The organism is Rossellomorea aquimaris (assembly GCF_020172085.1).
GTDB classification, from domain to species: domain Bacteria; phylum Bacillota; class Bacilli; order Bacillales; family Bacillaceae_B; genus Rossellomorea; species Rossellomorea aquimaris_E.
This window is the reverse complement of record NZ_JAIVAT010000008.1, coordinates 182,292-195,144: the sequence shown is the minus strand read 5'-3', so window position 1 is coordinate 195,144 and position 12,853 is coordinate 182,292. Positions and strand designations below refer to the sequence as shown.

Sequence of the window (12,853 nt, the reverse complement as noted above, 5' to 3'; positions counted from 1 at the left end):
GACTGGACCATGCTTCATAAAATGGTCCGGTTTTTTGCGTTGGCCATTCGACAAAATACGAGAAGAGGATAACTATCTCTTTTTTCAGAATTATTCACACCATCCACAGGTTTATCCACAAGTCTCGACGTTTTATTCGCAGTTTGTGGATAATACTTGAGAAATTTCGGGGTTTCTTTTATACTTTCAAAAGTAAAGGAACGTGTGAAGACAGGATTTATGCACATAAAAGTGAACAGATGAAGCTTGGACTTATAAAGGTGGATGACATAGATGATGAAACATTGGATTGTGGAAAGTGATGTGGATAAAAACGAAAGTTATCCACAAATTGTGGATGCAGCGGAGATTCTTCAACAAAATGAGGTGGTGGCCTTCCCGACAGAGACAGTTTATGGACTGGGGGCGAATGCCACTTCGGACCGTGCTGTAGATAAAATCTTCAAAGCGAAAGGCAGACCGTCGGATAATCCACTGATTGTCCACATATCAAATAAAGATCAATTGAATGGCCTCGTGGCAGAGATACCAGTGAATGCGGTAAAGCTGATTGATGCGTATTGGCCGGGTCCATTGACGATCATTTTTAAAAATAAGGAAGGCGTATTTTCGGAAAAAGTGACGGCTGGCCTGGACTCAGTGGGAATCCGGATGCCAGACCATCCTGTGGCGCTCTCCATCATTGAGGCGGCGGGGCTTCCGATTGCTGCACCGAGTGCAAATCGGTCGGGTAAACCGAGTCCGACGACGGCTCAGCATGTGATCGATGACCTCGAAGGCCGGATTGCCGGTGTTGTCGATGGTGGCGAGACGGGAGTCGGAGTGGAATCGACGGTGGTGGATTGTACAGGAGCGACTCCTGTCATCCTACGTCCCGGCGGCATCACGAAAGAGCAGCTGGAGGAAGTGGTCGGGAAAGTGGAAGTGGATCCCTCTTTAAAAGAAGGGAAGGGAGCCCCGAAATCCCCGGGGATGAAATACACCCACTACGCCCCGGACGCCCCTGTCTATTTAGTGGATGGGACGAAGGAAGATCTTCAGCGGTTCGTGGATGAAAAAAAGAATGAAGGACTCAAAGTCGGCGTACTGACGACGGAGGAATCGAAAGATTGGTATCGGGCGGATATGATTCTTACAGTCGGTCGGAGGGACGATCTGAACACCGTGGCGCAGCATCTCTACGATACGCTGCGTGCCTTTAATAGAAGTGACGTGGATATTATTTTTGCGGAAATGTTCCCGGAAGAAGGCGTCGGGCTAGCCATTATGAACCGTCTTCAGAAGGCTGCCGGTTACCGTGTGATAAGACGATAAGTGCTCTCCCCTATGATCTTTCATAGGGGTTTTGTTTTGTATTCTAAATCCCTTTGGACGTGCATAAATTTGTTCTGTAGGCATGTCCGGAGGGGGAAGAAACAAAATGACAACGATTATAGGCGAACTGGTGACTTTGATGTTGATGGCATTTGCTCTTGGGATGGATGCCTTTTCGATCGGGATCGGAATGGGAATGTTTCAGCTGAGATTAAAGCAGGTCTTTTATATAGGGTTGGTCGTTGGAATCTTTCACGTATGGATGCCGCTTCTTGGAATGATGACGGGCAAATTTTTATCAGAAACGTTCGGATCGTTTGCCGCCTACGCTGGTGGTGTTTTGTTGATTGCACTGGGCATCCAGATGTTCATGTCGAGCTTCAAGGAAGAGGAAACGACCCTCATTTCTCCCGTGGGGTTTGGGCTGGTCCTCTTCGCCTTGAGTGTCAGCCTGGACAGCTTTTCAGTCGGATTGACACTCGGGATCTTCGGGGCAAGGACGGCCGTCGCCCTATTCTGTTTCGGGATAGCCGCTACCGTCTTGACATGGTCCGGATTATTGATCGGCCGGAAATTCCAGGGGGTACTCGGAACATACAGCGAGGCGCTTGGAGGAAGTATTTTGTTTGCGTTCGGGGTGAAGCTGCTGCTGCCGATTTAAGAAGAGTGTGTGAGGTCCGTCCCTCGGGGTGGGCTTTTTTGTCTTTGGGGCTCAAGAGCAAAAGGGTGAGCCGCCTTCGCTTTTCTTTTTGAATATAATGTGAATGGTCTATGGACGGAATGGAAAATATTTTATAATAGGCTTTAAGGAGGATGACGCAATGAATATTTTGTTTGTTTGTACGGGAAATACGTGCCGAAGTCCTATGGCAGAGGCAGTTCTGAAGCATAAGGGTGAAGGTAGGTTTGACGTGAAATCTGCCGGTGTTTTTGCCATGGACGGGAGTGATGCTTCATTTCAGGCTAAAGAAGTGCTGAAAGAGAACGATATAATACATAGACACCAATCGAGTTCACTTTCGAAAGAGAATTTGGACTGGGCTTCCTATATATTTACGATGACATCGAATCATAAGCGGGCGATTGTGGATCAGTATCCACATGTGGCGGATAAAATCTTTACATTGAAGGAATTTGTCCACGAAGATCCTGCTGATTTGGATGTATCGGATCCGTATGGGGGAAGTGTGGACATCTATAGACATACATACAAAGAATTGGATTCATTGATTGAAGTGTTAATGAAAAAGCTTGGTTAGAGACAGGGAGAGAGAAAGATGGGGAAAAGTTACAAATCGGGTCTTAGAAAGAAATTAGTCTTCTTTATCACGCTGCTTGCGGTGGTAACGTATACGACAAGTGCACTTTTTATTTATGTTATTAAACCCACTTTTGCACCGGATATGAACGAGCTGTGGTTTACGATCATGACGCTTGGGATGGGTGTATTCTGGTCGGCGGTTCTGGCGTTTTTTGCAGCGGGCTTTATCGTCAAACCGCTTCAGCGTTTGGAGCAGGTTGCGTTGAAAGCAGCTGAAGGGGACATCGCCATCGAAGTGGATGTACCGAAGTCCGATGATGAAATCCGTTCATTGGCCCTTGCGTTCAACCGCATGCTGCACAATCTGAGGGACATGGTATCTAGTATCGATGACAATTTTAACAAAACCAATTCAAATGTCATCGAGCTCTCGAAAGCATCGGAAATCGCGTCCACACAGGCGGATTCGATTTCTAGAACAATCAGCGAAATTTCAGCGGGAGCGGAAAGCTCGGCTGTGGCGATTCAATCGACGGCAGAATCCGTTGAGGATGTCATCCGGATTGCACAGGAAGTTCAGAATCATTCCAAATCGTCGGAGCATATGTCGAAAAACATGGTGACGGAGCTTCAGGGAAGTAAAGAAGTAATCCATTCCCTTGTCGAAGGAATCAGCCGTCTGGCGAAAGGAAATGAAGATTCACTGGATGCGGTTCGTCGATTGGAAGACAACGCTAAGAAAGTGGAGCAAATCATCCAGTTGGTAGGCGATATTGCAAACCAAACAAATCTCCTCGCACTGAATGCTTCCATTGAAGCGGCGCGTGCCGGGGAACACGGAAAAGGTTTCGCCGTCGTCGCAGAAGAAGTCAGAAAGCTGGCAGACGAAAGTGGTAAAGCAGTTCAAGGCATTTCGGAACTGATCAAAAATATTCAAACCGAGGTAGGGAATGTTGTTGGTCAGATCACCGTTCAGGTTGACTCTGCAAACTCTGAAGCGCAAAAAGGGACTCAGACCAATGAAATGATTGAAACCATGACTAAAACGATTCATGAAGTGGCGGATGCGGTTCAAAATATTTCTGTCCTCGTGGATCAGCAGATGGACAGCATTCAGCTCACTTCCCAGCAATCACAGGAAGTGGCCGCTATTGCGGAAGAGACATCGGCGGGAGCGGTGGAAGTATCAGCTTCCACAAAAGAACAGGCTGTCGTCATGAATGACGTGGAAAAGCTTGCCTTGAACCTAAAGGAACAAGCAGAATCACTAAAGAGCACGATCACAAGGTTCCATCTATAAAAATGAACGGGTATGAGGGACGGACCTCATACCCGCTTTTTTATGCCCGAAAAGCTTTATATAATGTAGAGTATGTGGCAAAATAAACGTATCAAAGGCTATGGGAGTGGGAGAACATGAAAATTGCAATTGCATCCGATCACGGTGGAGTCAATATAAGAGAAGAAATTAAGTCCTTATTAGAGGAATTAGGCTTGGAATATGAGGATTTCGGCTGTGAATGTGGAACATCTGTTGACTATCCGGACTATGCTGTACCTGTTGCGGAAAAAGTGGCTAGCGGTGAATTCGATCGCGGCATCCTGATTTGCGGAACGGGGATTGGAATGAGCATCTCGGCCAATAAGGTAAAAGGAATTCGCTGCGCCCTTGTACATGACGTTTTCAGTGCGAAAGCAACGCGTGAACATAATGACAGCAACATGCTTGCTATGGGTGAGCGCGTGATCGGTGCCGGACTGGCCCGTGAGATCGCCAAAACGTGGCTTGGTACAGAATTCGAAGGTGGCCGCCATGCGAATCGTGTAGGAAAGATCACCGCTTACGAAGACAAACAATAAGGAGTGGGTTTCATGGAAATCGCTCAATTGAAAGAAGATCTGCAGACGATCCTGCGGGATTTCAGTCATCAGGTTCCATTGAAAAAAGGACAAGTCTTTGTCGTAGGCTGTTCTACATCTGAAGTCATGGGAGAGCGGATTGGTACGTCTGGTACCATTGAAGTCGCTGAAATGATTTACGATGAGATGAAGAGATGGGCGGATTCAATTGGGGTTTCGTTGGCTTTTCAATGCTGCGAGCACTTGAACCGTGCATTGGTCCTTGAAAGGGAAGTGGCGGAACGAAAGGGGCTCGATGAGGTCACTGTGGTCCCCGTCCGAAAAGCAGGAGGGGCAATGGCAACAAAAGCTTATCATTCCTTCGACGATCCCGTCATGGTCGAACACATCAAAGCCGACGCCGGCATTGACATCGGGGACACCTTCATCGGCATGCACCTGAAACACGTAGCCGTCCCGATCCGCGTCTCACAAAAAAGCCTCGGCGAAGCACACGTCACACTTGCCAAAACAAGACCAAAACTCATCGGCGGAACCCGCGCCGTCTACGAATAACCAAAATAAATAAAGGTCCGTTCCTCTAGAGGGACGGACCTTTATTTTGGTTTGTGGCGAAAAGAGGGTGTCAAAGCCGAACGATAAAGAGGGGCAAGGGGTGTATGATTTTGAAAAGGGTAGATATGCATGGTTGATTAGGGGGCTGAAATACGTTGGTTAGGTTCAGTGGTTGTCAATTTTCGTTGTTCATAAAGGGCTCGACAGGAGGTGGGAGCTTGTTTGTGAACAGACTCACATGAGGTCCGTCCCTCCAAATGGGGTCTAAACACGAACGTTACGATTTGACTAGAGGTTTTTATTTCGTCTTTTGGTGAATCGTGTTAGAATGGGATTGAATGAATCAGTGAGGCGCCGCAGTTGGGCCTATGAATTAAAGGGGGATATGTATGAGTAAGATTGCCAAGCAAGATCCGGAAATTTATGCAGCGATTCAAGATGAGTTAGAGCGTCAACGAACAAAGATCGAGTTAATTGCATCTGAAAACTTTGTCAGTGAAGCCGTAATGGAAGCACAAGGTTCCGTCCTGACAAACAAGTATGCAGAGGGGTACCCAGGTCGTCGCTATTATGGTGGCTGTGAGCACGTGGACGTAGCCGAGAATCTGGCACGCGATCGCGCGAAAGAACTTTTTGGAGCGGAACATGTCAACGTTCAGCCTCACTCAGGAGCACAGGCGAATATGGCAGTCTACTTCACCATCCTTGAACAGGGCGACACGGTTCTTGGTATGAACTTATCTCATGGGGGACATCTGACTCACGGAAGTGCAGTCAACTTCAGTGGAATTCAATATAACTTCGTAGAATACGGTGTGGATGAAGAGAAGCACCTGATCAATTACGAGGATGTTAGACAAAAAGCATTAGAGCACAAGCCGAAGCTGATCGTAGCGGGCGCAAGTGCTTACCCAAGAGCAATCGATTTCGCGAAATTCCGTGAAATTGCTGACGAAGTGGGAGCATACCTAATGGTAGACATGGCTCACATCGCTGGTCTCGTAGCGGCTGGTCTTCATCAAAACCCGGTTCCTTACGCAGATTTCGTGACGACAACGACACACAAAACACTCCGCGGACCACGTGGCGGTATGATCCTTTGCAAAGAAGAATTTGCGAAGAAAATAGACAAGTCCATTTTCCCGGGAATTCAAGGTGGACCTTTAATGCACGTCATCTCTGCAAAAGCGGTGGCATTCGGTGAAGCACTGCAGGATTCTTTCAAAGAATATGCGCAGAACATCATCGACAATGCGAAACGCTTAGGAGAAGGTCTTGTGAAAGAAGGAATCGACCTTGTATCAGGCGGTTCTGATAACCACCTATTACTGATCGACACTCGTTCATTAGGGCTGACTGGTAAAGTGGCGGAGAAAGTCCTTGATGAAATCGGGATCACCGTCAATAAAAATACGATTCCATTCGATCCTGAAAGCCCATTCGTTACTAGCGGTGTCCGTATCGGCACTGCTGCTGTGACGTCCAGAGGATTCGGACTTGAAGATATGGATGAGATTGCTTCGATCATGGCATTGACTCTTAAGAACCATGAAGATGAAGCGAAATTGGAAGAAGCACGCAAACGCGTATTGGATTTAACAAGCAAATTTGAGTTATATCCTGAGAGATAATACTATGTTGACCTCTTCATTAGAGACGGATGTTTCTGGTGGGGAGGTTTTTTGATGGGTATGGGTAATTAGTTCCATAATTTGTTAAAAAACGCAATAACCCAGTGAAATGACGCAATTAATGAAAAAACGACGCAATTACAAGCAAAAATGACGCAATAAACTTTAAAACGACGCAATCACCCCCGTCCAAAGTCTTCTTGTCCTCACCCACTCAACCAAATTAAACAAAAACCCTCATCGCGAGGATCCAAACTTCTCAATTCTAACGATTCCATTACACTTCCCATCTCTTGTTGCTCTTAAATTGTCTTTTATGTACAATAGTCTGAGGTGTAAATGAAGTGGACATACCATTTTTACATAAAACTGAATTTAAAGGAGAGAGTCGAATGGGCAAAGTATATGTATTTGATCATCCATTGATCCAACATAAGTTGACATTTATCCGTGATAAAGAAACTGGTACAAAGGAATTCCGTGAGCTTGTAGATGAGGTTGCAACACTGATGGCCTTTGAAATTACGCGTGATCTGCCATTGGAGGACATTGATGTAGAAACGCCGGTAAGCAAGGCGAAAGCGAAAACCCTTGCAGGGAAAAAGTTAGGGATTGTTCCTATTTTACGTGCCGGTCTTGGGATGGTTGATGGAATCCTTAAATTGATCCCGGCAGCGAAAGTGGGACATGTTGGGTTATATCGTGATCCTGAGACTCTTAAACCGATTGAATATTACGTAAAGCTTCCAAGTGATGTGGAAGAGCGTGACTTCATCCTGGTCGACCCGATGCTTGCAACAGGTGGATCTGCTGTTGAAGCCATCAACTCATTGAAGAAGCGCGGTGCCGTCAACATCAAGTTCATGTGCTTAGTCGCATGTCCGGAAGGTGTAGATGCCATCAAGGAAGCGCATCCTGATGTTGATATCTTCATCGCCGCTCTTGACGAGAAGCTGAATGAAAAAGGCTACATCGTTCCTGGTCTAGGGGACGCGGGAGATCGTTTGTACGGAACGAAATAATGTACGAGACTAAGAAAGCCGGATTATCCTCAGTGATAATTCGGCTTTTAAAATTAGTTGGAAGTATTTACATTAAATTCAAGGGTTACTCAATAAGGGAATCTTCTATATAATGGAGGGGCATGTAAAGTAGGGAACTATGAATTTGTTAATATATTTGGAGGATACGGGATGTTCGTCTGAGGTGGACATGTAGCTCCGTATTTTGAGTTTGAGGTTATTAAGATTGAATAGACCAAAAGGCAAAATGCCTTTCCTGGCATTCCATCCTGTGCTTGTCGGGCCTGACCAGTCGCCTCCGCTTTTCGCGATGTCCAGCTCCGGGGGCTTGGGGCTCGAGGTCATAAGTCAAGCCGACCAAAAAGGCAAAGAACGCCTTTCAGGTCGACTCGCCTTATGCTTGTCGCCCCAGAGCAAGCCCCCTCCGCTTTTCGCGATGTCCAGCTCCGGCGGGTAGAGGCTCGAGAACATAAGCCAAATCCGCCTAAAAGGCAAAGAACGCCTTTTAGGCGGATTCGTCTTATGCTTGTCGCCTCTGACCAACCCCCTCCGCTTTTCTGTAAATGTGTTGAAAATGTGAACAATTTGGAAACACGTGGATAGGTTGTGAACTTTTTAACTTGAACGCATTGACATAGATAAAGCCCTATTGTATGCTTACAAAGGATGTAAAATGATAAGGTTTTCACAATGGGAAAACCCTTATGCAATCGGTTTTGCATCATGTCTGAAACGCTTGCCTCGTGTTCAAATTTCGTTTGAATGGGATGGGTTGAAATGGGTCAAAAAAACGAAAGCCCATATAAAGCAATGGCCATTTATTCGGCCATTTTGGCACAGCTTGTTGGGTCTATCTTAGTAGGGATTTTCCTGGGAAGATGGATTGATCAGCAGGTTGATTCAGCACCACTCTTTTTAATCATCGGATTACTCCTCGGTCTCGCCGCAGGAATTTATGCGATGCTTCGAACAGTACGACATTTCTTCTTAGGAGAATAATAAGATATGCCGGAACTCCATCAAATGTTTAATAGACAGCGGAAATACATATTGTACGTGCTCTCTATTTACGTCCTGGGTTGGGGATTCACCAGCCACAAATCAGTATTCTTAGGGTTAATGTTAGGGACTGCTCTTAGTCTCTTTATGCACTGGGGCATGACCAAGCGGGTCTCGAAGTTCGGGGACGCCGTGGTAGCCGGGCAAAAAGTGAGATCACTTGGAACCACTTCCCGTATGGCCGCAGCCGCCCTTGGAGTCATCATTGCCACACGATTTCCAGAAACATTTCATCTCCTAAGTCTTATTATGGGATTAATGACGACCTATATTGTCATTATGATAGATTATTTTTTCAGCAGTTTCAAAACTAATAAATAGCGGGGAAGAGAGGTGAAGTATTTTGAATCATGGAGCACCTACAGCCCATTTTCTGGGTTTGACTTTTAACCTTGCGAACGTTTTGATGATCACGGTCGCAACGGCCATAGTGTTTATTATTGCCCTCTTATCTACACGTCGCTTAGCCCTGAAGCCTACTGGGATGCAGAACTTTTTCGAGTGGGTCATGGACTTTGTCAAAGGGATCATTAAGAGCAACATGGACTGGAAGACGGGTGGCCGTTTTCATATCTTAGGTCTCACGATTATCATGTATATTTTTGTATCGAATATGCTGGGTCTGCCATTCTCTGTCGTATATGACGGCGAATTATGGTGGAAATCACCTACAGCCGATCCTGCCATCACGATGACCCTTGCGGTTATGGTCGTGGTACTGTCCCATTTCTATGGAATCAGATTAAAGGGATTTGGCGAATACGGGAAGGATTTCTTTAAGCCGATGTGGTGGTTATTCCCGCTAAAAATCATTGAAGAGTTTGCAAACACTCTTACATTGGGTCTTCGTCTTTACGGTAACATCTATGCGGGTGAAATCCTGCTTGCGTTACTTGCGGGTCTTGCCGTTAACCATGGTTTCGGTGGATTGCTAGGAGCCATTGCGCCTATGCTTGCATGGCAAGGGTTCTCTATATTTGTCGGATCGATCCAGGCATTCATTTTCTGTATGTTAACAATGGTCTATATGGCTCACAAAGTAAGCCACGACCATTAATATATACCTGTTCATTACGGTGGACAAACATATATGTAAAAAATATTTTTCTTATACATTAAAGGAGGAACTTTAGAATGAGTCTTATCGCAGCAGCAATTGCAGTTGGTTTAGCAGCACTAGGAGCAGGTATTGGTAACGGTCTTATCGTAGGTCGTACAGTAGAAGGAATTGCACGTCAACCAGAATTACGTGGTACTTTACAAACAACAATGTTCATCGGTATCGCACTAGTTGAGGCACTTCCAATCATCGGTGTAGTTATCGCTTTCATCGCACTAGGAAGCTAATAGAAACTGACACATGTTAAATGGCGAAGTTCGTCTTGACGATTATCTTCGCCATTCCTATGTACTAGAGAATAGATTCTTTGCAAGAACGGTTCATTTATAAAAAAATACGATCCAATCGATTCTTGAAGGGAGTGAATCGAGTATGTTAACTAACGCATTCGTTATCGGTGAGGCAGGTCACAGCGTCCTTAATACAGGGGACATCGTGTTCCAGTTGATCATGTTCCTTGTCCTTATGGCGCTACTTAAGAAGTTTGCCTGGGGTCCATTAATGGGAATCATGCAGCAACGTGAAGACCACATTGCCGGTGAAATCACAGCAGCCGAAAAAAGCCGCACTGAGGCTAACAATATTTTAGAAGAGCAGAAGAAACTTCTGAAAGAAGCTCGCCTTGAAGCGCAAACGATGATTGAAAACTCTAAGAAACAAGGTTCTGAACAACGTGAAGAGATCATCGCAACTGCTCGTCAAGAGGCAGAAAGATTGAAAGAATCTGCAAAACGCGAAATCGAAACACAAAAAGAACAAGCTGTTGCTGCACTTCAGAAACAGGTTGCATCTTTATCAGTACTTATTGCTTCTAAGGTCATTGAGAAGGAACTTTCTGCTGATGATCAACAGAAGTTGATTAACGATTATATTCAAGAGGTAGGGGAAGAGCGATGAGCTACTCTTCAGTTGCAAAGCGCTATGCGTTAGCTCTTTTCGAAATTGCCCAGGAACATAATCAGCTTGAAGGGATCGAAGAAGAGCTGCGTACAGTGAGAGCGGTTTTCCTTGAGAACACCGAATTAACGGTACTCTTTGAAAATCCTAAGCTTACGTTAGATAAGAAGAAGTCATTGATTCAGGAAGCATTTTCAACCGCTTCCCCGTATGTTTTGAACACATTGATGTTGATGACGGACCGTCACCGTACGGGCGAGATCACAGGTGTCGTCGAGGCATTCATTGAATTGACAAACGAAGCACGCGGAATTGCAGATGCCACAGTGTACTCTGTACGTCCGTTAACGGAAGATGAGCAAACAGCATTATCATCTTCTTTTGCAAAAAAAGTCGGAAAACAATCATTAAGAATTACCAATGTGACAGACGAAAATTTACTTGGCGGCATCAAGGTCCAAATCGGAACCCGCATCTATGATGGAAGCCTTCAAGGTAAATTGACTCGTCTTGAGCGTGAACTAATTCGTTAACTTTCGTATAAATGAGGGGTGAAATTCATGAGCATCAAGGCGGAAGAAATCAGCGCGCTGATAAAAAAGCAAATTGAAAACTATCAGTCTGAGATGAAAGTAAGCGATGTAGGTACAGTTATCCAAATCGGTGACGGTATCGCTCGTGCTCATGGCCTCGACAATGTCATGGCTGGAGAGCTTGTTGAATTTTCTAACGGTGTCATGGGTATGGCACAAAACTTAGAAGAAAACAACGTAGGTATCATCATTCTCGGACCATATACTGACATTCGTGAAGGCGATGAGGTTCGTCGTACTGGACGTATCATGGAAGTACCAGTAGGACAAGAACTAGTTGGTCGTGTAGTAAACTCACTTGGACAACCAGTTGATGGATTAGGTCCAATTGCAACAACAAAAACACGTCCGATTGAAAGTGGAGCTCCTGGTGTTATGGATCGTAAATCTGTACACGAGCCACTTCAAACAGGTATCAAAGCGATCGATGCGTTAGTTCCAATCGGTCGTGGACAGCGTGAATTAATCATCGGTGACCGTCAAACAGGTAAAACATCTGTTGCGATCGATGCGATCCTAAACCAAAAAGACCAAGACATGGTGTGTATCTATGTTGCCATCGGTCAAAAAGAATCAACAGTACGTAACGCGGTTGAAACCCTGCGTAAGCATGGTGCATTAGATTACACAATCGTTGTAACTGCATCAGCTGCTTCACCAGCTCCAATGCTATTCTTAGCACCTTACGCTGGTATCACAATGGGTGAAGAATTCATGCATAATGGCAAGCACGTTCTTGTCGTGTATGATGATCTTTCTAAGCAGGCTTCTGCTTACCGTGAGCTTTCCCTATTATTACGTCGTCCTCCAGGCCGTGAAGCATTCCCTGGTGACGTATTCTACTTGCACTCTCGTCTACTCGAGCGTGCGGCGAAATTAAGTGATGCTAAAGGTGGCGGTTCCATCACAGCATTACCATTCGTTGAAACACAAGCAGGAGATATCTCCGCTTATATCCCAACAAACGTTATCTCCATCACGGACGGACAGATTTTCTTACAATCTGACCTATTCTTCTCCGGTGTACGTCCGGCGATCAATGCGGGTCTTTCCGTATCACGTGTTGGTGGATCTGCACAAATCAAAGCGATGAAGAAGGTATCCGGTACGCTACGTCTTGACTTAGCTGCATACCGTGAGCTTGAAGCATTCGCTCAGTTCGGATCAGATCTTGATAAAGCGACTCAAGCGAAACTGAATCGTGGAGCGCGTACAGTAGAAGTACTGAAGCAGGATCTTAACAAACCACTTAAAGTTGAAAAACAAGTAATGATCTTCTATGCACTGACAAAAGGTCATTTAGATGATATTCCAGTAGTAGATATCCGTCGTTTCGAGTCTGAACTTCTAAGCTGGTTAGACCACAACCATACTGAACTGTTAGACCATATCCGCACGACTAAAGGTCTTCCTGAAGACGATGCAATGAAAGCTGCAATCAACGAATTCAAGAAGACGTTCATCAAGTCTGAATAATGGATTATAGGGAGGAAGGGCCAAGCCCGCTCCCTATGTCTGACAATATGTAAAGGGTGGTGAGA

General features: G+C 45.4%; 15 protein-coding genes. All 15 read left to right on the top strand.

Annotated features, from left to right (window positions below):
* The first annotated feature begins 273 nt into the window (after positions 1-273).
* Positions 274-1,314: an L-threonylcarbamoyladenylate synthase gene (locus LCL96_RS18640; RefSeq protein WP_412103605.1), complete on the top strand. Its 1,041-nt coding sequence runs from the start codon at positions 274-276 to the stop codon at positions 1,312-1,314.
* 106 nt (positions 1,315-1,420) lie between these two features.
* Positions 1,421-1,975 carry a manganese efflux pump MntP family protein gene (locus LCL96_RS18635; RefSeq protein ID WP_224943972.1) on the top strand — a complete coding sequence of 185 codons (555 nt, stop codon included), beginning with the start codon at positions 1,421-1,423 and terminating at the stop codon, positions 1,973-1,975.
* Positions 1,976-2,135: 160 nt separating this feature from the next.
* The gene (locus LCL96_RS18630; RefSeq protein WP_224943967.1) at positions 2,136-2,573 is read left to right on the top strand and encodes a low molecular weight protein arginine phosphatase; all 438 of its coding nucleotides are present in this window, start codon (positions 2,136-2,138) and stop codon (positions 2,571-2,573) included.
* Positions 2,574-2,591: 18 nt separating this feature from the next.
* Positions 2,592-3,875, top strand: coding sequence for a methyl-accepting chemotaxis protein (locus LCL96_RS18625; RefSeq protein WP_224943960.1), 1,284 nt, complete (start codon positions 2,592-2,594; stop codon positions 3,873-3,875).
* A 116-nt stretch (positions 3,876-3,991) separates the two neighbouring features.
* Complete coding sequence (gene rpiB, locus LCL96_RS18620; RefSeq protein WP_224943959.1) at positions 3,992-4,435, top strand: ribose 5-phosphate isomerase B; 444 nt, start codon at positions 3,992-3,994, stop codon at positions 4,433-4,435.
* A 12-nt stretch (positions 4,436-4,447) separates the two neighbouring features.
* Positions 4,448-4,990, top strand: coding sequence for a TIGR01440 family protein (locus LCL96_RS18615; RefSeq protein ID WP_224943958.1), 543 nt, complete (start codon positions 4,448-4,450; stop codon positions 4,988-4,990).
* 389 nt (positions 4,991-5,379) lie between these two features.
* Entirely contained in the window at positions 5,380-6,621 is a 1,242-nt protein-coding gene (gene glyA / locus LCL96_RS18610; RefSeq protein WP_079533936.1) for a serine hydroxymethyltransferase, read from the top strand.
* A gap of 392 nt (positions 6,622-7,013) precedes the next feature.
* Positions 7,014-7,643, top strand: a complete 630-nt coding sequence (gene upp / locus LCL96_RS18605) for a uracil phosphoribosyltransferase (protein ID WP_224943957.1) — start codon at positions 7,014-7,016, stop codon at positions 7,641-7,643.
* A gap of 777 nt (positions 7,644-8,420) precedes the next feature.
* Complete coding sequence (locus LCL96_RS18600; protein WP_098438721.1) at positions 8,421-8,642, top strand: AtpZ/AtpI family protein; 222 nt, start codon at positions 8,421-8,423, stop codon at positions 8,640-8,642.
* 6 nt (positions 8,643-8,648) lie between these two features.
* A complete protein-coding gene (locus tag LCL96_RS18595) occupies positions 8,649-9,023 on the top strand; it encodes an ATP synthase subunit I (protein WP_224943956.1) in 375 nt (124 codons plus the stop codon).
* Between the two features lie 22 nt (positions 9,024-9,045).
* Positions 9,046-9,759 carry a F0F1 ATP synthase subunit A gene (atpB, locus tag LCL96_RS18590; protein ID WP_224943954.1) on the top strand — a complete coding sequence of 238 codons (714 nt, stop codon included), beginning with the start codon at positions 9,046-9,048 and terminating at the stop codon, positions 9,757-9,759.
* Between the two features lie 77 nt (positions 9,760-9,836).
* Complete coding sequence (gene atpE, locus LCL96_RS18585) at positions 9,837-10,049, top strand: F0F1 ATP synthase subunit C (protein WP_032086923.1); 213 nt, start codon at positions 9,837-9,839, stop codon at positions 10,047-10,049.
* Positions 10,050-10,194: 145 nt separating this feature from the next.
* Entirely contained in the window at positions 10,195-10,719 is a 525-nt protein-coding gene (gene atpF, locus LCL96_RS18580; RefSeq protein WP_224943952.1) for a F0F1 ATP synthase subunit B, read from the top strand.
* On the top strand, positions 10,716-11,252 hold the full coding sequence (locus tag LCL96_RS18575; RefSeq protein ID WP_224943949.1) for a F0F1 ATP synthase subunit delta: 537 nt from the start codon (positions 10,716-10,718) through the stop codon (positions 11,250-11,252). The genes atpF and LCL96_RS18575 overlap by 4 nt, the downstream gene beginning before the upstream one ends.
* Positions 11,253-11,279: 27 nt before the next feature.
* On the top strand, positions 11,280-12,788 hold the full coding sequence (gene atpA, locus LCL96_RS18570) for a F0F1 ATP synthase subunit alpha (protein ID WP_224943947.1): 1,509 nt from the start codon (positions 11,280-11,282) through the stop codon (positions 12,786-12,788).
* The last annotated feature ends 65 nt before the right edge of the window (positions 12,789-12,853 follow it).